The 19,475-nt window shown below is 72.6% G+C and carries 21 protein-coding genes; 7 read left to right on the top strand and 14 right to left on the bottom strand.

The genetic code is table 11. The annotated features are described in order from the left end of the window. Positions 1–197: 197 nt before the first annotated feature. Positions 198–809 (bottom strand): response regulator transcription factor, encoded by a 612-nt coding sequence (locus ACNYS0_RS17050; RefSeq protein ID WP_003948568.1) that lies wholly within the window; start codon positions 807–809, stop codon positions 198–200. 392 nt (positions 810–1,201) lie between these two features. On the opposite strand from ACNYS0_RS17050, the gene ACNYS0_RS17055 reads away from it, so the two are divergent. Further along, a complete protein-coding gene (locus ACNYS0_RS17055) occupies positions 1,202–1,543 on the top strand; it encodes a WhiB family transcriptional regulator (protein ID WP_422474626.1) in 342 nt (113 codons plus the stop codon). A gap of 59 nt (positions 1,544–1,602) precedes the next feature. Here the strand turns inward: ACNYS0_RS17055 and ACNYS0_RS17060 are convergent, their stop codons facing one another. Then, positions 1,603–2,499 carry a LysR family transcriptional regulator gene (locus ACNYS0_RS17060; RefSeq protein ID WP_422474628.1) on the bottom strand — a complete coding sequence of 299 codons (897 nt, stop codon included), beginning with the start codon at positions 2,497–2,499 and terminating at the stop codon, positions 1,603–1,605. Positions 2,500–2,580: 81 nt separating this feature from the next. Here ACNYS0_RS17060 and ACNYS0_RS17065 point away from each other — a divergent pair, with 81 nt between their 5' ends. Beyond that, positions 2,581–3,249, top strand: coding sequence for an MOSC domain-containing protein (locus ACNYS0_RS17065; protein WP_422474630.1), 669 nt, complete (start codon positions 2,581–2,583; stop codon positions 3,247–3,249). A 1,261-nt stretch (positions 3,250–4,510) separates the two neighbouring features. After that, positions 4,511–5,284 carry an SDR family NAD(P)-dependent oxidoreductase gene (locus tag ACNYS0_RS17070; protein ID WP_422474632.1) on the top strand — a complete coding sequence of 258 codons (774 nt, stop codon included), beginning with the start codon at positions 4,511–4,513 and terminating at the stop codon, positions 5,282–5,284. 90 nt (positions 5,285–5,374) lie between these two features. Here the strand turns inward: ACNYS0_RS17070 and groL are convergent, their stop codons facing one another. The 4 genes from groL to ACNYS0_RS17090 form a co-directional block, all read right to left on the bottom strand. Next, positions 5,375–7,000 carry a chaperonin GroEL gene (gene groL / locus ACNYS0_RS17075; protein ID WP_422474634.1) on the bottom strand — a complete coding sequence of 542 codons (1,626 nt, stop codon included), beginning with the start codon at positions 6,998–7,000 and terminating at the stop codon, positions 5,375–5,377. A gap of 121 nt (positions 7,001–7,121) precedes the next feature. Continuing rightward, positions 7,122–7,430: a co-chaperone GroES gene (groES, locus tag ACNYS0_RS17080; RefSeq protein ID WP_306321012.1), complete on the bottom strand. Its 309-nt coding sequence runs from the start codon at positions 7,428–7,430 to the stop codon at positions 7,122–7,124. 213 nt (positions 7,431–7,643) lie between these two features. Next, the gene (locus ACNYS0_RS17085; protein ID WP_422474636.1) at positions 7,644–8,282 is read right to left on the bottom strand and encodes a polysaccharide deacetylase family protein; all 639 of its coding nucleotides are present in this window, start codon (positions 8,280–8,282) and stop codon (positions 7,644–7,646) included. Then, positions 8,279–9,259 (bottom strand): polysaccharide deacetylase family protein, encoded by a 981-nt coding sequence (locus ACNYS0_RS17090; protein ID WP_422474637.1) that lies wholly within the window; start codon positions 9,257–9,259, stop codon positions 8,279–8,281. Before ACNYS0_RS17090 ends, ACNYS0_RS17085 begins: the two co-directional genes overlap by 4 nt. Before the next feature lie 90 nt (positions 9,260–9,349). On the opposite strand from ACNYS0_RS17090, the gene ACNYS0_RS17095 reads away from it, so the two are divergent. Together ACNYS0_RS17095 and ACNYS0_RS17100 are read left to right on the top strand one after the other, a co-directional pair. Beyond that, on the top strand, positions 9,350–10,537 hold the full coding sequence (locus tag ACNYS0_RS17095) for a class I SAM-dependent methyltransferase (RefSeq protein ID WP_422474639.1): 1,188 nt from the start codon (positions 9,350–9,352) through the stop codon (positions 10,535–10,537). Positions 10,538–10,626: 89 nt separating this feature from the next. Then, the gene (locus tag ACNYS0_RS17100; protein ID WP_422474641.1) at positions 10,627–11,220 is read left to right on the top strand and encodes a class I SAM-dependent methyltransferase; all 594 of its coding nucleotides are present in this window, start codon (positions 10,627–10,629) and stop codon (positions 11,218–11,220) included. On the opposite strand, the gene ACNYS0_RS17105 is transcribed toward ACNYS0_RS17100, so the two are convergent. The 4 genes from ACNYS0_RS17105 to tsaB form a co-directional block, all read right to left on the bottom strand. After that, a complete protein-coding gene (locus ACNYS0_RS17105) occupies positions 11,217–11,465 on the bottom strand; it encodes a hypothetical protein (RefSeq protein ID WP_422474643.1) in 249 nt (82 codons plus the stop codon). The genes ACNYS0_RS17100 and ACNYS0_RS17105 overlap by 4 nt on opposite strands. Continuing rightward, a complete protein-coding gene (tsaD, locus tag ACNYS0_RS17110) occupies positions 11,462–12,562 on the bottom strand; it encodes a tRNA (adenosine(37)-N6)-threonylcarbamoyltransferase complex transferase subunit TsaD (protein ID WP_422474645.1) in 1,101 nt (366 codons plus the stop codon). The genes ACNYS0_RS17105 and tsaD overlap by 4 nt, the downstream gene beginning before the upstream one ends. Beyond that, a complete protein-coding gene (rimI, locus tag ACNYS0_RS17115; protein WP_422482685.1) occupies positions 12,555–13,034 on the bottom strand; it encodes a ribosomal protein S18-alanine N-acetyltransferase in 480 nt (159 codons plus the stop codon). Before rimI ends, tsaD begins: the two co-directional genes overlap by 8 nt. An 80-nt stretch (positions 13,035–13,114) precedes the next feature. Beyond that, positions 13,115–13,771 carry a tRNA (adenosine(37)-N6)-threonylcarbamoyltransferase complex dimerization subunit type 1 TsaB gene (gene tsaB, locus ACNYS0_RS17120; protein ID WP_422474647.1) on the bottom strand — a complete coding sequence of 219 codons (657 nt, stop codon included), beginning with the start codon at positions 13,769–13,771 and terminating at the stop codon, positions 13,115–13,117. A gap of 116 nt (positions 13,772–13,887) precedes the next feature. Here tsaB and ACNYS0_RS17125 point away from each other — a divergent pair, with 116 nt between their 5' ends. Continuing rightward, a complete protein-coding gene (locus ACNYS0_RS17125; RefSeq protein WP_422474649.1) occupies positions 13,888–14,442 on the top strand; it encodes a hypothetical protein in 555 nt (184 codons plus the stop codon). A gap of 48 nt (positions 14,443–14,490) precedes the next feature. On the opposite strand, the gene ACNYS0_RS17130 is transcribed toward ACNYS0_RS17125, so the two are convergent. The 4 genes from ACNYS0_RS17130 to alr form a co-directional block, all read right to left on the bottom strand. Then, positions 14,491–14,682, bottom strand: a complete 192-nt coding sequence (locus ACNYS0_RS17130; RefSeq protein WP_422474651.1) for a hypothetical protein — start codon at positions 14,680–14,682, stop codon at positions 14,491–14,493. Positions 14,683–14,823: 141 nt separating this feature from the next. Further along, positions 14,824–15,360 (bottom strand): tRNA (adenosine(37)-N6)-threonylcarbamoyltransferase complex ATPase subunit type 1 TsaE, encoded by a 537-nt coding sequence (tsaE, locus tag ACNYS0_RS17135; RefSeq protein WP_422474653.1) that lies wholly within the window; start codon positions 15,358–15,360, stop codon positions 14,824–14,826. After that, positions 15,323–16,567, bottom strand: a complete 1,245-nt coding sequence (locus ACNYS0_RS17140) for an alpha/beta fold hydrolase (RefSeq protein WP_422474655.1) — start codon at positions 16,565–16,567, stop codon at positions 15,323–15,325. The genes tsaE and ACNYS0_RS17140 overlap by 38 nt, the downstream gene beginning before the upstream one ends. Before the next feature lie 120 nt (positions 16,568–16,687). Beyond that, on the bottom strand, positions 16,688–17,851 hold the full coding sequence (gene alr, locus ACNYS0_RS17145; protein WP_422474657.1) for an alanine racemase: 1,164 nt from the start codon (positions 17,849–17,851) through the stop codon (positions 16,688–16,690). A 101-nt stretch (positions 17,852–17,952) separates the two neighbouring features. Between alr and ACNYS0_RS17150 the strand changes: the two genes are divergently transcribed. Further along, complete coding sequence (locus ACNYS0_RS17150) at positions 17,953–19,398, top strand: NAD(P)H-hydrate dehydratase (protein WP_422474659.1); 1,446 nt, start codon at positions 17,953–17,955, stop codon at positions 19,396–19,398. The last annotated feature ends 77 nt before the right edge of the window (positions 19,399–19,475 follow it).

A 19,475-nucleotide genomic window follows, 5' to 3' on the forward strand; every position in this document is an offset into this window, starting at 1 on the left:
CCGGAACTCATCTCCTGCGCCCTCCCCTCTCGCTGACCCTGCTCGCCCGACTCGTCCCCGAGGAACTCCACACCCTCAAGGATGCGGCATCGCGCGCGAAGCGTCGAAAAGTCGCGGCGCGACGGGCCGGAGCGGCGTCCCTCACGGCGGGTCCACCGCGCCCCGGAGGGCGCGGGGGTGTGCCGATCAGCGGCTCGTCAGCGAACCAGGCCCCAGCGGAACCCGAGCGCCACCGCGTGCGCGCGGTCCGAGGCGCCGAGCTTCTTGAACAGGCGACGCGCGTGCGTCTTGACCGTGTCCTCGGAGAGGAACAGCTCACGCCCGATCTCGGCGTTGGACCGTCCGTGGCTCATGCCCTCGAGCACCTGGATCTCCCGCGCGGTGAGCGTGGGGGCGGCCCCCATCTCGGCCGAGCGCAGTCTGCGCGGGGCGAGCCGCCAGGTCGGGTCGGCGAGCGCCTGCGTCACCGTGGCCCGCAGCTCGGCGCGCGAGGCGTCCTTGTGCAGATAGCCCCGGGCGCCGGCGGCGACCGCGAGGGCCACACCGTCCAGGTCCTCGGCCACGGTGAGCATGATGATGCGCGCACCGGGGTCGGCGGAGAGCAGCCGCCGCACCGTCTCGACGCCGCCCAGGCCGGGCATGCGTACGTCCATCAAAATCAGGTCCGAGCGGTCGGCGCCCCAGCGGCGGAGTACTTCCTCGCCGTTGGCCGCGGTCGTCACGCGCTCGACGCCGGGCACGGTCGCGACCGCGCGGCGCAGCGCCTCTCGGGCAAGCGGGGAGTCGTCGCAGACGAGGACGGATGTCATGACCGTCCTCCGCAGCTGATGCGCGTCACCTTGAGCCTCCAGGCTGTGTACGAATCGTCACCTGTGCGGTCGACACTCAACAAGGCAATCGGACACCTGCCCGAGCGCTTGTTCATTCAACCGCCTCCGCACTCTCAACGACGGTCACTCGAAAGAGTTACGGGTCGGACGGCCTCCTTCGGCACTCTACGTGAGGGCGCGAACACGGTGCGGACAGCGCGACGGACCCACAAAGTTTCATCACAAGCTATGCCCCATTTGGAAGGTTTTCCTTCCTTTTGCTGGTGTCTGTAGCTAGATTCGCAATGAGTCATATTTTCATCTCCTTAGACAGTAGATGTACGGTCATGGGCACCGTATCCGCGTCTGAACGGCTACAAGGGGACACAGCAATGGCAGATTTCTCCCGCCTTCCCGGACCGAACGCCGATCTGTGGGACTGGCAGCTCCTCGCGGCCTGCCGCGGGGTGGACAGCTCGCTCTTCTTCCACCCGGAGGGCGAGCGTGGGGCGGCACGCAGCGCCCGTGAGAACTCGGCCAAGGAGGTCTGCATGAGGTGCCCGGTGCGCGCGGAGTGCGCTGCTCACGCCCTACAGGTGCGCGAGCCGTACGGCGTGTGGGGCGGCCTCACGGAGGACGAGCGCGAAGAGCTCATGGGGCGGGCCAGGAACAGGCTCGTCACGGCGTCGGCCCCGAGTGGAGGACATGCCGCCACAAGCGGCGCACACAACTGAAGGAACGTTTCTGCAAGGTCCGTGGACGTGGGCGCGCCGAGGTGCGCCCACGTCCGTTCTCAGCGTGTCGCGGCCTTCGCGAGGTGCTCGAGGGTCGCGCCGACCGCGGGCACCTGCGCGAGGTCGGGCAGCGTGAGCGCGACGATCTCGCGGCGCACCGGGGGCTCGACGGTCACTGTGCGTGCACCCTTGGGGCGAACGGACTCGATGGCCAGTTCGGGGAGGACCGCCACGCCGAGACCGGCGCTGACGAGTCCGACCACCGCCGGATAGTCGTCCGTCGCGAAGTCGATGCGCGGGGCGAACCCGGCGCCCCTGCACACCTCGACCAGCTGACGGCGGCAGCGCGGGCAGCCCGCGATCCACGGCTCGTCCGCGAACGCGTCGATGGTGACCGAGCCCGCTCCGGCCAGCGGGTGCCCCTCGGGGACGAGGCCCACGAGCCGGTCCGCGAACAGCGTGCGTACGACGAGGTCGTCCCAGTCCTCGGCGGCGTGCGCCCCTTCGTAGCGAAAGGCGAGCGCGACGTCGCAGTCGCCCTCGCGCAGCATCTCCACGGAGCGCGGCGGCTCCGCCTCGACCAGGGACACCCGCGTGCCGGGGTGTTCGGCGCGCAGGGCGGCGAGGGCGGTGGGGACGAGTGTCGAGCTGCCGCTGGGGAAGGACACGAGCCTGACGCGCCCCGCCCTCAGTCCCGCGATGGCGGCGACCTCCTCCTCGGCAGCGGTGAGCCCGGCGAGGATGCCCGACGCGTGCCGCACCAGGGCCTCGCCGGCCTGCGTGAGCCGCATCTCGCGGCCGGTGCGGATCAGCAGCGGGGTGCCGGCCGAGGACTCCAGGGCCTTCATCTGCTGGCTCACGGCGGGCTGGGTGCAGCCCAGCTCGCGGGCCGCCGCGGAGAAGGAGCCGGTGGCGGCGACGGCGCGCAGGACACGGAGATGACGGGCCTCGATCACCCCTCAAGCATAAGCGACTCTTGGGGATCGCGCCTGATAATGCGTGGCGGCTTTGGGTATCGGTCCCGTAGCGTTCCGCGCATGAAGCTTCTGTCGCTGAATCTCGGCCGTCCCAGGGCCGTCGAGTACACGGACCAGCCCGAGGGCGTCACAGGCATCGACAAGCGCCCGGTCACCGGCCCCGTGCGGGTGGCGGCGCCCGGCCCCGAGGGGGTCGGCGGGAGCGGGCTCGCCGGGGACGCGGTGTGCGACCTGCGGCATCACGGCGGGGACCATCAGGCCGTGTACGCGTACGCGCGTGAGGACCTGGACGCGTGGGGCAAGGAGCTCGACCGTTCGCTGCCCAGCGGCGCGTTCGGCGAGAACCTCACGACGGCGGGGGTCGACGTGTCGGGCGCGAGGATCGGCGAGCGCTGGCGGGTCGGGGCGGAGCTGGTCCTGGAGGTGACGTCCGGGCGCATTCCGTGCCGGACCTTCCAGGGGCATCTCGGCGAGCGGGGCTGGGTCAAGCGGTTCACGCAGGACGGGACGCCGGGGGCGTATCTCCGGGTGATCGAGCCGGGCGAGATCCGGGCGGGCGACGCGATCGAGGTAGTGCACCGGCCGGACCACGAGGTGACGGTGGCGTTTCAGTTCAGGGCGGTGACGACGGAGCGGGGGTTGCTGCCGCGGTTGCTTGTGGCCGGGGAGGCGCTGCATCCCGAGGCGTTTCGCTCCGCGCGGGAGTACGTCGAGAAGTACGGCTCGTAGGTCCCCGTTGCGGCCTCCCGTGCCTACGCCACGGGGCTGATCTTGCGGCACCGGCGTTGCGGCCTCGGGGGACCTGTCTGGGGCCCCGCGGGGGCTGGTTTGCGGCGCGGTGGTTGCGGTCTCGGGGCTCTGCCCCGGTCCCCGCGCCTCAATCGCCGGCGGGGCTGATCTTGCCGCACCGTGCTTGCGGCCCTCGCGGAACCTGCCCGGGGCCCGCAGGGGCTGGATTGCGGCACGGCGGTTGCGGCCTCGGGGCTCCGCCCCGGACCCCGCTGCTCAATCGCCGCAGGGGCTTGATTTTGCCCGCCCACCCGCAGGCGACGGCCCTCGCCTGTCTCCGCCGCTCATCTCCCACCCACCCGCCCCCTCCAGGGGCGTCGGCCTCACGGGGTGCCGCCCCCCCCCCCCCCCCCCCCCCCCTCTGCGGCAACTCGCCGCCGGCCCGGCCCCGCGCCTGGCGCGGTCGACCGTCACCGGCTTGGGCAATCTGCCGCCAGGCCCGGCTTCCCGCCCGCGCGGTCGACCGCCACCACCACAGGTGACTGCCGCCGACCCCGCTCCCCCACCCCTTACCGTCGGCCGCACCCGCCTTGGGCGAACTGCCACCGAGCTCGCTCCCCCGCCCCTTACGGTCGACCGCACCCGACTTGGGCGAACTGCCACCGAGCCCGCCTCCCCACCCCTTACGGTCGACCGCACCCGACTTGGGCGAACTGCCACCGAGCCCGCCTCCCCACCCCTTGCGGTCGGCCGCACCCGGCTTGGGCAATCTGCCGCCTTGGGCGGCAGGGTGGGCAAGGCGGCCCCCGGTGCCGCGCAACGTAAAGGTCGGGCGCGGCCCCGGTGCAGCCCACAAGTCCGGTGCCGCGTAAGGAGTCCGGTCGTTGGCGCCGCGTGACGGAAGCGACGAGTGCCGCCCCGGCACAGCCCCGGGGCCACGGGGGCCGAAGCCCCCGGAGGGGGCGGGCGGGTGGGAGATGAGCGGGGAACGGGGCAAGAGGCGGTGCCGCGCAATCCTCACGACAGGCGCCACCCCGGTACGCTCCGCGCGCCTCTCGCGGTGGGCGCCGACTCCGGCAAGGCGCCGCCCCGGCTCCGCGGAATCCTGACGGCAAGCGTCGACCCCGGCACAGCGCCCCCCCGCCTCCGCGCAACCCGACCGCAAGCATCAAGACGCCGCCCCGCCTCCGCGCAACGGAAACAGGGCCCCCGCCCCGGGGGTGTGATCACGGGCACGGTTGCGTGCTCATAACCTGGGCGCATGACTACCGCCCTGATCACCGGATCCACCGCAGGCATCGGCGCCGCCTTCGCCCGCCGACTCGCCGCCGACGGACACAACCTGGTGCTCGTCGCGCGCGACGCCAAGCGGCTGCACGAGCAGGCGACAGAGCTGCACGACCGGCACGGCATCGAGGCCGAGGTGCTCGCCGCCGACCTGGCCACGGAGGACGGCATCGCGGCGGTCGAGGCGCGGCTGACGGACCGTAAGGCGGCGGTCGACCTGTTGGTCAACAACGCCGGGTTCGGCAACAAGGGGCACTACCTGGAAGTCCCGATGGCCGACGAGCTGACGATGCTGAAGGTGCACTGCGAGGCGGTGCTGCGGCTGACCTCGGCGGCAGCGGGGGCGATGCGCGAGCGCGGCCGCGGCGGCGTCGTGAACGTGGCGTCGGTGGCGGCCTTCGTGCCCCGCGGCACGTACGGCGCGTCGAAGGCGTGGGTCGTGCAGTTCACGCAGGGCGCGGCGAAGGACCTCGCGGGCAGCGGGGTGCGGCTGATGGCGCTGTGCCCGGGCTTCGTCCGTACGGAGTTCCACGAGCGAGCGGGGATGGACACGGACAACATTCCGAAGTGGATGTGGCTCGACGCGGACAAGCTGGTCGCGGCGGCGCTTGCGGACCTCTCGCGCGGCCGCACCCTCTCGATCCCCGACCCCCGGTACAAGGCCCTGATGGGCGTCGTGAAGGTGACCCCGCGGGCCCTCCTGGGTGGGATCACGTCCCGGACGGGCCGCAAGTACGGCCCGCAGTAACGCTCTTACGCCCTCGAAGGGCAAACGCCGAGGCCCGGCTCCCCGCGACGGGGAGCCGGGCCTCGGTCGCTTCAAGCGAAGCGGAGCGGGTCAGTGCGAGTGACCGTGCCCGTGGCCACCGGCCTCGGGCTCCTCCTCCGCCGGCTTCTCGACGACCAGGGTCTCGGTCGTGAGCAGCAGGGAGGCGATGGAGGCGGCGTTCTCCAGGGCGGAGCGCGTGACCTTGACCGGGTCGATGACGCCGGCCTTGACCAGGTCGACGTACTCGCCGGTCGCGGCGTTGTAGCCGTTGCCCTTGTCGAGCTCCTTGACCTTGGAGACGATCACGTAGCCCTCCTGGCCGGCGTTCTCGCCGATCCAGCGGAGCGGCTCGACGACCGCGCGGCGGACGACGGCGACACCGGTGGCCTCGTCGCCCTCCTTGCCGAGCGAACCGTCGAGGACCTTGGAGGCGTGCACCAGAGCGGAGCCACCACCGGAGACGATGCCCTCCTCGACCGCGGCGCGGGTCGCGGAGATGGCGTCCTCCAGACGGTGCTTCTTCTCCTTGAGCTCGACCTCGGTCGCGGCACCGACGCGGATCACGCAGACGCCGCCGGCCAGCTTCGCGAGGCGCTCCTGGAGCTTCTCGCGGTCCCAGTCGGAGTCCGTGTTCTCGATCTCGGCCTTGATCTGCGCGACGCGGCCCTGGACGTCCTCGGACTTGCCGCCACCGTCGACGATGGTGGTGTCGTCCTTGGTGATGGTCACGCGGCGCGCGGTGCCGAGCACCTCGAGACCGGCCTGGTCGAGCTTGAGGCCGACCTCCTCGGCGATGACGGTGGCACCGGTGAGGGTGGCCATGTCCTGGAGCATCGCCTTGCGGCGGTCACCGAAGCCGGGGGCCTTGACCGCGACGGCGTTGAACGTGCCGCGGATCTTGTTCACGACCAGGGTCGACAGGGCCTCGCCCTCGACGTCCTCGGCGATGATCAGGAGCGGCTTGGAGCCACCGTTCTGGATGACCTTCTCCAGGAGCGGGAGCATGTCCTGGATCGAGCCGATCTTGCCCTGGTGGATCAGGATGTACGGGTCGTCGAGGACGGCCTCCATACGCTCCTGGTCGGTGACGAAGTACGGGGACAGGTAGCCCTTGTCGAAGGCCATGCCCTCGGTGAAGTCGAGCTCCAGACCGAAGGTGTTGGACTCCTCGACGGTGATGACACCGTCCTTGCCGACCTTGTCCATCGCCTCGGCGATGAGCTCGCCGACCTGGTTGTCCTGGGCGGACAGACCGGCGACGGCGGCGATGTCGGACTTCTCGTCGATCGGGCGGGCGGTCGCGAGGAGGTCCTCGGACACGGCCTTGACCGCGGCGTCGATGCCCTTCTTCAGGGCGGCCGGGGAGGCACCCGCGGCGACGTTGCGCAGGCCTTCCTTGACGAGGGCCTGGGCGAGCACGGTGGCGGTGGTCGTACCGTCACCCGCGATGTCGTTGGTCTTGGTCGCCACCTCCTTCACCAGCTGCGCGCCGAGGTTCTCGTACGGGTCCTCGACCTCGACCTCACGGGCGATCGTGACGCCGTCGTTGGTGATGGTGGGGGCGCCGAACTTCTTGTCGATGACGACGTTGCGGCCCTTGGGGCCGATCGTCACCTTGACCGTGTCGGCAAGCTTGTTGACGCCGCGCTCGAGGGCGCGACGGGCGTCCTCGTCGAACTTCAGGATCTTCGCCATGGAGCTGAGTCAGTCCTCTCGAAAAAGCGAACCGCGCCCCTCGCACCCGGCAATATCAGCGGGGGCCAGGGGCGCGGTTCAAAGCATTCTGCTTCAGTGAAGCTGGGAAAGCTCGGGTGAATTACTTCTCGACGATCGCGAGCACGTCGCGAGCCGAGAGGACGAGGTACTCGTCGCCGTTGTACTTCACCTCGGTGCCGCCGTACTTGCTGTACAGCACGACGTCGCCGACCTTGACGTCGAGCGGAAGGCGCTCGCCGTTCTCGAAGCGGCCGGGACCCACGGCGAGGACGGCGCCCTCCTGGGGCTTCTCCTTCGCGGTGTCCGGAATGACCAGGCCAGAGGCCGTGGTCTGCTCGGCGTCGAGCGGCTGGACCACAATGCGGTCCTCGAGCGGCTTGATGGCAACCTTGGAGCTGGAGGTCGTCACGATCCGGTCTCCCCCTTCGGAGATCTCACGGGGTTAACAGTCTGGGGTGGCGACCAGGTGGATCCGTCGTCGCGGGTGCCGGACCTGCCCGTCGCTGTTGGCACTCTCCACTGGTGAGTGCCAGGGCCGAGACTATGACCGCGATTAGCACTCGGTCAAGCGGACTGCTAATCGACGGCAGATCTTCGCTCCGGTCCGGCTCACGGACGGTCCTCACAGATAGTCCTCCAGGGCCGCCACCTCGTACCCCTCCGCCTCGATGCGGCGCAGCAGACGCGGGGTCGTCCCCGCGCGGGCCCCGAGGATGTCGCCGGGCCGCAGCCGGCCGCCGTCCGGCCCGCGCCACAGGACGATCGCGTCGACGCCGCACTCGGCCGCCGCCTGGAGCGTGTTCCCGTCGTACGCGCCCCGGGGCGGGTGGAGCAGGCGCGGTGCCGCCCCGAAGCGGGCCCGCACGCGGTCGCGCTGCCCGCAGATCTCGGCGTGCTGCCCCACGTACCCGAGGCCCGGCAGCAGGGGCCGGGTGAGGGTGCGGTTCTGCACCCGGGCGCCCAGGGCGCTCAGTTCGCCGAGGCGGCCACCGTCCGCGCCCGCTCCCGCGAGGAACAGCGAGACCGGGAGGCGGCGGTCGCGGACCAGGTCGACGAAGCGGGGGTCCCGCCCGGCCCCGTCCTCGTACACGAGGAAGACCACCTTGTCGCGGGTGGGGACGCGGGAGACGACCGGCGGGACCGCCGCCCCGGGGCCCGGCGCCACTCGCGGCGGCGGGGCGGCCTCCCGCGCGCACCCGACGAGCAGCACGGCGGCCAGGGCGCAGCCGGACAGCCGCGCCCACGGCCCGCGCGGTGTCACAGGTAGTCCTCCAGGCGCGCCACCGCATAGCCCCTGTCGGTGAGGTACTTCATGAGGTTGCGGATCATGTCGGGCATCGTGCCCTTCCAGTCCTTGCGGCCCCGGAAGTGCGTGAGCAGGATGTCGCCCGGATGGATGCTGCGGTCCCACTCGCGGTAGTCCATGCGGTCCACGAACGCCTCGGCGTTCCAGATCGGGGCGTACGCGATGCCGCAGGCCTTGGCGGCGCGCAGGGTGTCCTGGTTGTAGTCGCCGAACGGCGGGCGGAAGAGCGTGGGCCGTTTGCCGTACTTCTCCTCGATGACGTCCTGCATCCCGCAGATCTCGCGCTTCTGCCGCGCGTACGACAGGCCGGGCAGGTACGGGTGGTGGAGCGTGTGGTTGTTGAGGGTGACGCCGCGGGCCTGCATCTGCTTGAAGTAGCCGTACCGCGGTCTGACCTCGGCGTCGGTGAGGAAGGCCGTGTACGGGATCCGCAGTTCGCTCATCATCTTCAGGAACCGCGGGTCCTTCTCGGCCCCGTCGTCGATGGTGAGGAAGACGACCTTGTCCTTGGTCGGGACCGTCGTGAACACGGGCGGCAGGCCGAGCCGCTTCTGGCCGTCGACCTCGAAGCCCTGGCGCGCCTCGATGACCGGCTTCTTCGCGGGCGGGGGCGGCGCGGTCAGCGGCACGTCGGCGAGGCCCCAGCGCTTGCTCGCCGCGACGAGCGCGGCCCGCTGGGCGCGCAGCTTCGTCGCGTACGCGTCGAGGGCGCGGGCGGGGGCGTCCTGGAGGCCCTTGTGCGCCTGCTGGCCGGGGGCCGGTTCCACCGGGGCGTCCCGCTCGGCCGTGCCGCCTGCCGCGCATCCCGTGGCGAGGGCGGACGCGGCGAGCAGCGCGCCGAGGAGGCGGACGCCGAGGGCCCGGCCGGGGCTTCCGCGTCTCTTCCTGGTCAACTTTCGGACGCTTTCTTCGTTTTGTCGTACTAGTTGCATGGCGCCGGATCCTGGCAGCTCACCGGCCCGTTCCGGGGCCGACACCGCCGCCTGGCGCGCACCGTCGCCCGCCTGGCCCACAATGGGCCGGTGAGCTCCTCCCCTTCGCCCGCCGGCCTCTCCGCCCTCCTGTCCCCCGAGGGCCAGGTCCTGCTCGACGAACTCCGTGATCACGATCCGGCCCGGGAGCTGGCCCTCGCCACGAAACTGCGCCGCGAGCACCCGGCCGAGCTGGTCTCCGCCGCGCTCGCCCAGGCGCGGCTGCGGCAGCGGGCGGTGGCGAAGTTCGGGGCCGAGGACGCGGCCCGGATGTACTTCACGCCGAACGGGGTGGAGCAGGCGACGCGGACGAGCGTGGCGGCGTACCGGGCCGACGCGTTCGAGCGGCTCGGCGTGCGCTCCGTCGCCGACCTGTGCTGCGGCATCGGCGGCGACGCGATCGCGCTCGCCCGTGCGGGGATCCGGGTCCTCGCGGTCGACCGGGACCCGCAGACGTGCGCGGTGGCGCGGGCGAACGCGGAGGCGCTCGGGCTCGCGGAGCTGATCGAGGTGCGCGAGGCGGATGTCGCCGAGGTGGACACGGCCGCGTACGACGCGGTGTTCGTGGACCCCGCGCGGCGCGGCGGCCGGGGCCGCATCTTCGACCCGGAGGCCTACTCGCCGCCCCTCTCCTGGGCCGTCGCCGCCGCGCTCAAGGCGCCGCGTGCCGCGCTGAAGATCGCCCCCGGCATCCCGCACGAGGCGATCCCCGCGGAGGCCGACGCCGAGTGGATCTCGGACGGGGGCGATGTGAAGGAGGCGGTGCTCTGGTTCGGGACCGCGCCCGGGCGGATGCGGGCGACGCTGCTGCCGGGGCCGCGGGCGCTGGTGGGCAAGGGGCTTCCCGATCCCGAAGTGCGGTCCGTCGGGCGGTACTTGTACGAGCCCGATGGCGCGGTCATCCGGGCGCACCTGGTCGCGGAGGTGGCCGAGGAGGTCGGCGGCGGGCTCGTCGACGAGACGATCGCGTACGTCACGGCCGACGAGCCGCACCCCACGCCGTATGCCACCGCGTACGAGATCACGGACCAACTTCCGTTCAACGTGAAGAAGTTGAAGGCGCTGCTGCGGGAGCGGGAGGTCGGCGTGCTGACGGTGAAGAAGCGGGGGTCGGCGGTCGAGCCGGAGGAGTTGCGGCGCAAGGCCATGCCGAAGCCCTTCGGGAAGCGGGCGGCGACGGTGTTTCTGACCCGGGTCGCGGGTGCGCCCACGATGCTCGTCGGCGGCCCCGTGCGCTGACGCCACGGGGCTCCGCCCGGACCCCGCTGCTCGATCGCCGCAGGGGCTTGAATGACCCGGCCACTGTTCCCGACCGCCGGAGGCTCCACGTGCCGTTCGATCACAACGACCACTACCATCCGCTGCTGCTGCGGCAGTTGCCCGGCGGCGGTGGGCGGGACGCGCTCGATGTCGGATGCGGCACCGGGCGGTTCGCGAGGCGGCTCGTGGCGCGCGGGTACCGGGTCGACGCGGTCGACCCGGATCCGGCGACGCTGGCCGTGGCGGAGGCGGCCGGCGGTGGGCCGCGCTACCGGGTCGCCGACGCCGCGCGCACCGGCCTCCCGCCCGGCCACTACGCCGCGATCAGCTGCCTCGCGAGCCTGCACCACATGCCGTTCGAGACGCTGACCCGCTTCCGCGAGGCCCTCGAGCCCGGCGGCAGACTGCTCGTACTCGGCTGCTACGACGGCGCGACCCCGTGGGACGTGGTCGCGTCCCCGACGAACGCGGTGGCGCGCCTCGCCGTGTACGCGGGCGAGCGCGCCCGCGGCATCCGCACGCCCCCGCCGAAGCCGCCGGTGCGGCAGCCTGAGATGCGGCTCCCGGAGATCCGCCGGGAGGCCGCACGCCTGCTGCCCGGCAGCAAGGTGCGCCAACTGCTTTTCTGGCGCTACCTGTTGACGTACGAGAAGAAGGACTAGGCCGTCTCGAAGCGCCAGCGGTGGACCGTGCGGGTCACCAGATCACCGTCAGGTTCCGGCAGTTCGGGGACGTCCGCGTCGTACTCCGCGTCCCACCACGTGATCACGAGGACCCGGTCCCGCGGCGCGCGGAACGTCTCGCGGCGCTCCGGCTCCCGTTCCAGGACCTGCGCCTTCGCCCAGGCAAGGAGTTCCTCGCCGCGCCCCTCGACGGCGCGGGCCTCCCACATCAGCGCGACCGTCATGAGTACAGGTTCTCCTTGCTGACCTCGTGCACGTGGTCGTGATGGTGTTCCCCGTGCCCCGGGACGTGCGGTTCCGTCACCGGGAGCGAGGAGTCGGCCGGGAGATCCCAGGAGGACGGCGTCCGGTTGCGCGCCACCATTTCCGCGCCGAGCGCGGCGACCATCGCCCCGTTGTCCGTGCACAGCTTGGGACGCGGCACCCGCAGCCGGATCCCGGCCCGCTCGCAGCGCTCCTCGGCGAGGGCGCGCAGGCGCGAGTTGGCCGCGACGCCACCGCCGATCATGAGGTGGTCGACGCCCTGGTCCTTGCAGGCCTTCACGGCCTTGCGCGTCAGCACGTCCACGACGGCCTCCTGGAAGGACGCCGACACGTCGCGCACCGGCACGTCCTCCCCCGCCGCCCGCTTGGCCTCGATCCAGCGGGCCACGGCGGTCTTCAGGCCGGAGAAGGAGAAGTCGTACGCCGGGTCGCGCGGGCCGGTCAGTCCGCGCGGGAAGGCGATCGCGTTCGGGTCGCCCTCCTTCGCGTACCGGTCGATGACCGGGCCGCCGGGGAAGCCGAGGTTCAGCACCCGCGCGATCTTGTCGAAGGCCTCGCCCGCCGCGTCGTCGATGGTCGCGCCAAGGGGACGTACGTCCGAGGTGATGTCCGTCGACAGGAGGAGCGAGGAGTGGCCGCCCGACACCAGCAGCGCCATCGTCGGCTCCGGCAGCGTGCCGTGCTCCAGCTGGTCCACGCAGATGTGCGAGGCGAGGTGGTTGACACCGTAGAGCGGCTTGTCGAGCGCGTACGCGTACGCCTTGGCGGCCGAGACGCCGACCAGCAGGGCGCCCGCGAGGCCCGGCCCGGCCGTGACGGAGATGCCGTCGAGGTCCTTCGCCGTGACGCCCGCGTCCTTCAGGGCGCGCTGGATCGTGGGGACCATCGCCTCCAGGTGCGCGCGGGAGGCGACCTCCGGGACGACGCCGCCGAAGCGGGCGTGCTCGTCGACGCTGGAGGCGACGGCGTCGGCGAGCAGGGTCGTGCCGCGGACGATGCCGACGCCGGTCTCGTCGCAGGAGGTCTCGATGCCGAGGACGAGCGGTTCGTCAGCCATGGTTCTTCTCTTCGTTCACAGTGTCGTTCACGGTGGTGGTGGTAAAGCGCATGACGAGCGCATCGACGTTGCCCGGCTGGTAGTAGCCGCGCCGGAAGCCGATCGGCTCGAAGCCGAAGCGCTCGTACAGCTTCTGCGCCCGCGTGTTGTCGACGCGCACCTCAAGCATCACCTGGTCGACCTCGAAGGCCGTGGCGTGCCGCAGCAGTTCGGTGAGCAGCCGGGCGCCGAGCCCGGTGCCCCAGTGGTCGCGGGCGGCGGCGATGGTCTGGATGTCGGCGAGGTCCCCGGAGGCCGCGACGCCCCCGTACCCGACGAGCCGCTCACCCTCGTACGCGACCACATAGCGCCGCGTGGAACCGACGCCGCGGGCGTGCGCGAGTTCGGACCAGAACATGCCGCGCGACCAGGCGTCGTCCGGGAAGAGCTCCTTCTCCAGGGCGAGCACGGGGTCGATGTCCCACCAGCGCATCTCGCGCAGCGACACCGAGTGGGAGGTGCCGCCGCGCTGCGGTGTCGTCGAGGGGCGGTGGTCGGGTGACGGGTGGGCTGTCACTTGGGGGTGACCACCTTGTAGTTCTTGGGGACCTGCGCGTCGGGGCGGCGCAGGTAGAGGGGGCGCGGTTCGAGGAGCTCCTCGCCCGCGGCCAGCTTCTCGGCGGCGAGGGCGGCGAGCGCCGCGGCCGACACGTTCTCGGGCCCGCGTGCGTCCGGGAAGGTGTCCGGGTAGAGCCGCGCGCCGGCGCCGACGGCGGGCAGGCCCGCCACGACGGAGGCGATGTCGGCGGGCCGGTCGACGGCGGCCTCGGTGACGCGGGTCCGCGCGTCGTCGTAGCGCGCCCAGTACACCTCCTTGCGCCGCGCGTCGGTGGCGACGACGAAGGGGCCCTCGACGTCCGCGGCCTCGTACGCGAGCCCGTCCAGCGTGCAGACGCCGTGCACCGGGACGCCGAGCGCGAGGCCGAACGTGTCGGCGGTCATCAGGCCGACACGCAGCCCCGTGTACGGTCCTGGGCCCACGCCCACGACGATTCCGGTGACGGCGTCGAGCCGCAGTCCGGCCTCGGTGAGCACCCGGTCGACGGCGGGAAGCAGCAGCTCCCCGTGTCTGCGGGCGTCCACCTGGCTCGACTCGGCTACGACGGAGGTCCCGTCGTGCAGGGCGACGGTGACGGCGGGGGTGGCGGTATCCAGAGCGAGCAACAGCACGCGAACAGCCTACGACCACCTGAAGGCGGACACGGCCGTACTTCCCGCAAGGCCGGGCCGCGGGGCCTCGACTGCTACCGTCACCCTGAGGTTCGTACTTGAGAGGCAGGCACCTGGTGGCACGGAGCAGCACCGGATTCGTGACCGCGCTCACGGCGGGATCACTCGTCGTGGTCGGCTTCCTCGCCTACCAGGCGTCGGCGAGCGCGCCCTCCGACCTCGCCGAGAAGAAGGGGGGCTCCTCGCCCTCCGCCTCGGTGTCGAAGACGCCCAAGAAGAAGGCGGACCCGAAGGCGCTGCCCGCGGGCTCGGGCAAGGGCGAGCGTGTCGTCTACGCGCTGGGCGGGGACCGGGTGTGGCTGGTCGGCGCGGGCAACAAGACGCAGTCGACGTTCCGGGTGACGCCCGGCACGGTGGACCCGGCGCCCGGCTCCTACACGGTGACCTCGCGCTCCGGCTCCGTCACCGGTACGGACGGCGTGCCGATCGAGCACGTGGTCCGCTTCGCCACCACGAACGGCGTGGCGATCGGCTTCAGCGCGGCCGTGAACGGTTCGACGGCCGCCCCCGACCCGGGCAAGCAGACCGGCGGCATCCGCGAGTCCCGCAAGGACGCCGACGCCATGTGGCAGTTCGCGACGATCGGCGCAAAGGTCGTCGTCGTCAAGTAACGGCTGGTGCCGCTCCTTCAAGCCCTCCGGCGAGCAAGCACCGGTATTTCAAGCCCCGCCGGCGATTGAGGCGCGGGGTCCGGGGCAGCGCCCCGAGTCCGCAACGCCGTCGCGCCGCAACGACGCATCGCCCCGCCGCGGCGGATTCGGCGGCGTGGAAACGGCTCGCGCAGCCGCACACGACGCCAAAAGATCCCGCATCGACACTGCGCGCGCACCTTCACGTTCCGAAGTCGACATGATGCCTCCCGGCGGGCGGTCGAGGGGACGTGGTTAGGTAGACCTAACCAGCACCGGCCTCCATGTGAACACGCCGAAGCCACGCCGCGCAAGAATTTGCCGACGCCCTGTCGGGATGTGTCCGGGACACGGGTACGGGGGTCAGCCCGCGAGCGACCCCAGGTCCGCCTCGGTCCACCGTTCGCCGATGCCGTGGAGCGTCACGACCCGCACCTCGTCCGTGGTGTCGCCCGTAGCCCGGTCGATGATCACGTGCAGACGGTCGTCGGACAGCTCCTCGACCTTGCCGTCGCCCCACTCCACGACGACCACCGAGTCCGGCAGGGAAACGTCGAGGTCGAGGTCCTCCATCTCGTCGAGCCCGCCGCCGAGCCGGTACGCGTCGACGTGCACCAGGGCCGGACCCTCGCCGAGCGGCGGGTGCACGCGGGCGATCACGAAGGTCGGCGAGGTCACCGCGCCGCGCACGCCCATGCCCGCGCCGAGCCCGCGGGTCAGCGTCGTCTTGCCCGCGCCCAGCTCGCCGGTGAGCATGACGAGGTCGCCGGGGCGCAGCTGTTTGGCCAGGGCGAGCCCCAACTCCCGCATCTCGTCCGGGGAGTTGACGGTGACGCTGACCGTGCTGAGGGGGGTGGCGGGCTCAGCCGCCGGGCTGTGCGGTGTTGCCGGTGTCTCCATAAATCCCCACGGTAGCGGCTGTGGGGACTGCTCCCGCGCGCACCAGCAGGTCCGCGAGACGGTCCGTCACGGCCTCGGGGTGCTCCAGCATCACGAGGTGCCCGGCGTCCGGCACCAGGACGTACTCGGCGTCCGGCAGCAGCGCCGCGATCGCCTCGCTGTGGTCGCTCGGCGTGACCAGGTCGTGCTCCCCGGCGAGGACGAGCACGGGCAGGTCCGCGAAGCCCGCCAGGGCGTCCGTCTTGTCGTGGTCCTCGAACGCCGGGTAGAACTCCGCGACCACGTCGATCGGCGTCCCCTCAATCATCCGCTCGGCGAACCGCGCGATCGCCGGGTCGACGTCCCGCGAGGCGAACGAGTACCGCTTGATGATCCCGGCGAACAGGTCGGCCGTCGCACGGCGCCCCTTCTCCACCAGATCGGCGCGCTGCCCGAGCGCCTTCAGCACGCCGGGCAGCACCCGCCGCACCGCGTTCACCCCGGCCACCGGGAGCCCGTAGTTGACCTCGCCGAGCTTCCCCGACGACGTACCGACGAGGGCGACGCCCACGACCCGGTCGCGGATCAGCTCGGGACACCGGTCGGCGAGCGCCATCACGGTCATGCCGCCCATGGAGTGGCCGACGAGGACGAGCGGTCCCTCGGGCGCCGCCGCGTCGATGACGGCCTTCAGGTCGCCGCCGAGCCGGTCGATGGAGACGGGCACCCCGTCCTCGACCTGCTCGGCGCCGCGCCCGGAACGCCCGTGGCTGCGCTGGTCCCAGTACACGCAGCGGACGACGCCGCGCAGGGCCGCGCGCTGGAAGTGCCAGGAGTCCTGGCCCAGGCAGTAGCCGTGGCTGAAGACGACCGTGACCGGCGCCGGGTTCTTGCGGCCGAACAGCCGGCGCCTGCGCGGCGACGTGCCACCGGCCTGCGGGTCCGCCTCCTCGACCTCGTAGTACAGCTCCGTGCCGTCCTCCGCGTACGCCTTTCCTGGCACGCCGCGCAGCGATCCGTAGGGCCCCGACGCGTCGAGGGCGAGGCGCGCCTTCTTGCGCATGCCGCGCCCCACGGTCAGCCGCTCGATGGCGACGCCCGCCGCGGCCCCGGCCGCGACCACACCTATGGCGGCGCCCGCGAGGCCGGCCCGCCGCCAGTTCCCCGATGCGGCCCGCTCCGCCGCTTCGACGACGGCCGCCGTGGCCGGTGCGCTGCTCTCGCTCACGTGCCGCTCCCTGCTCCGCGTCCTGCCTGTCGTCCGGTGTCGGGTGACCCGTTCCGTTGTTGCTTCACATGGTGGCGGCTCGGACGGCCGTGCCGGTGGACCTTCAAGCCGTGACGCCGGTCACGCGCGCGTGGCGCCCTCTTCGTCCACGTAGACGCGCGGCACGCGGGAACCGATGCGCGTGACGATCTCGTACGCGATCGTGCCCGCCGCGACCGCCCAGTCCTGCGCCGTCGGCTCGCCGCCGTCACCGGGTCCGAACAGCACCGCCTCGTCCCCCGCGGCCGGCTCGTCGCCGCCGAGGTCGACGACGAACTGGTCCATGGCCACGCGGCCCGCGATCGTGCGCCGCTTGCCGCCGATCAGGACCGGGGCCGTGCCGGACGCGTGCCGCGGGATGCCGTCCGCGTAGCCCAGCGGGACGAGGCCGAGCGTCGTCTCGCCCGGTGTGACGTAGTGATGCCCGTAACTGACCCCGAGTCCACCCGGCGCGTGCTTCACGAGCGCGAGATTCGCCTTCAGCGTCATCACGGGGCGCAGACCGAAGTCGCCGGGCGCGCCGACCTCGGGGCTCGGCGAGATCCCGTACATCGCGATGCCGGGGCGCACGAGGTCGAAGTGCGTCTCGGGAAGGGTCAGCGTCCCCGGCGAGTTGGCGATGTGCCGGACCTCCGGGGTGACGCCCGCGCCCTCCGCGTGCGCGACCATCTCCCGGAAGGCGGTCAGCTGGGCGGCGATGGAGGGGTGCCCCGGCTCGTCGGCGCACGCGAAGTGCGACCAGAGCCCGGTGACGTTCACGAACCCGGCCCGCTGCGCCTTCAGCGCCTCGCTCACGAGCTCGGGCCAGTCCCCGGGCAGGCAGCCGTTCCGCCCGAGTCCCGTGTCGGCCTTGAGCTGGATGCGGGCGGTCCGGCCCGTCGCGCGCGCGGCGTCGACGACCTCCCGCAGCGCCCACATGCCGCTCACCGACATGTCGAGATCGGCCTCGATCCCCTCCCGCCAGGGGCCGCCCGGCACCCACAGCCAGCACAGGATGCGCCCGGTGAGACCCGCCGCGCGCAGCTCAAGCGCCTCCTCGGCAGTGGCCGCCCCCAGCCACTCGGCCCCCGCGTCCTTGGCGGCCCGCGCGACCGGAATCATGCCGTGCCCGTACGCGTCCGCCTTCACGACCGCCATGAACGCGGCCTTTGGAGCATGGGCACGCAGGGCCCGCACATTGGCCTTGAGCGCGGCCAGATCGATCTCGGCGCGGGCGCGGAGCGGGGCAGTCACGTTCTCGTTCATGGTGGGTTCAGTGTCTCAGAGGGGTACGACACGAGATCCGTTGGCCGATCCGGCACGGATCACTTCAGCCGGGTCGGCAGCCCTGAGGGACACTCGAAGGCATGCGACTCGCCCACGACGTAGAGACGGTCAGGTCCGCCGAGCGCGCCCTCATGGCGCGGCTCCCCGAGGGCGCGCTGATGCAGCGCGCGGCGGCAGGGCTCGCCACCGCCTGCGCCGACCTGCTCGGCAAGGTGTACGGCTCCCGCGTCGCCCTGCTCGTCGGCTCGGGGGACAACGGCGGCGACGCCCTGTACGCGGGCGCCCGCCTGGCGCGGCGCGGCGCGGGCGTCACGGCGCTGCTGCTCTCCCCCGACCGGGCGCACCCCGGCGGCCTCGCGGCGCTGCGCGCGGCGGGCGGCACAGTCCTGGACGCCCAGGTCGAGAACGCGCCGGAGCTGGTCGCCCGCGCCGACCTCGTCGTCGACGGCATCGTGGGCATCGGCGGCAAGGGCGGCCTGCGCCCCCGCGCCGCCGAACTGGCCGACGCGGCACGGGGAACCGTCGTGGCCGTCGACCTCCCGAGCGGCGTCGACGCCGACACCGGCGAGGTGCGCGGCGAAGCGGTGCGGGCGGACGCGACCGTCACCTTCGGCACGTACAAGCCGGGCCTGCTCATCGACCCGGCGCGGGAGTACGCGGGCGCGCTCCGCCTCGTCGACATCGGACTCGAACTCGCGCCTGCCGAAACAGGGTTGGAGGCGCTCCAGTACGCGGACGTGGCGGCGCTGCTCCCGAAGCCGACCGGCGAGAGCGACAAGTACCGGCGCGGCGTCGTCGGCATCGTCGCGGGCTCGGCGCGCTACCCCGGCGCCGCGGTCCTGGCGGTGGCGGGCGCGCTGCACGGCGGGGCAGGCGCGGTGCGGTACGTGGGACCGGCCGCGGACGCGGTGCTCGCCCGCTTCCCGGAAACGCTCGTCTCGGCCGGGCCACCGGCGAAGGCGGGCCGGGTGCAGGCGTGGGTGCTCGGCCCCGGCCTCGGCGACGACACCTCGGGCCTGCACGACGTCCTGGCCTCGGACGTCCCGGTCCTGATCGACGCGGACGGGCTGCGCCTCGCGGACCCGGCGACGGTCCGCGAGCGCACGGCGCCCACCGTGCTGACCCCGCACGCCGGTGAGGCGGCCGCGCTCCTCGGCGTGACGCGCGAGGCGGTGGAGGCCGAACGCCTGTCATCCGTGAGGGAGTTGGCGGCCCGCTACGACGCCACGGTCCTCCTCAAGGGCTCGACGACCCTGGTCGCGCCGCCGGACGGGACCCGCCCGGTCCGCGCGAACCCCACCGGCACCCCCTGGCTCGCCACGGCCGGCAGCGGCGACGTCCTCTCCGGCCTGACCGGCTCCCTGCTCGCGGCGGGCCTCGCCCCGCTGGACGCGGCCTCGGTCGGCGCCCATCTGCACGGACTCGCGGCGCGGCACGCGGCGGACGGGGCGCCGGTCTCGGCGCAGGACGTGGCGGGGGCGCTGCGCAGTGCCTGGCGGGACATCGCGCAAAACCACTTCGCCTGACGCCCGCCCCTTGCTACCGTCGTCGGCGACCGTGCAAGTTGCCGCTGGGAGGTGAGACCCGTGAACGCAGTCACCCA

Source organism: Streptomyces anthophorae (genome assembly GCF_049310305.1).
Lineage (GTDB): Bacteria > Actinomycetota > Actinomycetes > Streptomycetales > Streptomycetaceae > Streptomyces.

Coding starts and splice junctions, on each gene's coding strand:
- ACNYS0_RS17050 (WP_003948568.1), bottom strand. CDS start 809: ATGACATCCGTCCTCGTCTGCGACGACTCCCCGCTTGCCCGAGAGGCG.
- tsaD (WP_422474645.1), bottom strand. CDS start 12,562: ATGGCTGACGAACCGCTCGTCCTCGGCATCGAGACCTCCTGCGACGAG.
- tsaE (WP_422474653.1), bottom strand. CDS start 15,360: ATGGAGACACCGGCAACACCGCACAGCCCGGCGGCTGAGCCCGCCACC.
- ACNYS0_RS17070 (WP_422474632.1), top strand. CDS start 4,511: ATGACTACCGCCCTGATCACCGGATCCACCGCAGGCATCGGCGCCGCC.
- groL (WP_422474634.1), bottom strand. CDS start 7,000: ATGGCGAAGATCCTGAAGTTCGACGAGGACGCCCGTCGCGCCCTCGAG.
- ACNYS0_RS17090 (WP_422474637.1), bottom strand. CDS start 9,259: ATGCAACTAGTACGACAAAACGAAGAAAGCGTCCGAAAGTTGACCAGG.
- ACNYS0_RS17105 (WP_422474643.1), bottom strand. CDS start 11,465: ATGACGGTCGCGCTGATGTGGGAGGCCCGCGCCGTCGAGGGGCGCGGC.
- ACNYS0_RS17065 (WP_422474630.1), top strand. CDS start 2,581: ATGAAGCTTCTGTCGCTGAATCTCGGCCGTCCCAGGGCCGTCGAGTAC.
- ACNYS0_RS17130 (WP_422474651.1), bottom strand. CDS start 14,682: ATGTCGACTTCGGAACGTGAAGGTGCGCGCGCAGTGTCGATGCGGGAT.
- alr (WP_422474657.1), bottom strand. CDS start 17,851: ATGAACGAGAACGTGACTGCCCCGCTCCGCGCCCGCGCCGAGATCGAT.
- ACNYS0_RS17055 (WP_422474626.1), top strand. CDS start 1,202: ATGGCAGATTTCTCCCGCCTTCCCGGACCGAACGCCGATCTGTGGGAC.
- ACNYS0_RS17150 (WP_422474659.1), top strand. CDS start 17,953: ATGCGACTCGCCCACGACGTAGAGACGGTCAGGTCCGCCGAGCGCGCC.
- rimI (WP_422482685.1), bottom strand. CDS start 13,034: ATGCGCTGGTGGGACATCGACCCCGTGCTCGCCCTGGAGAAGGAGCTC.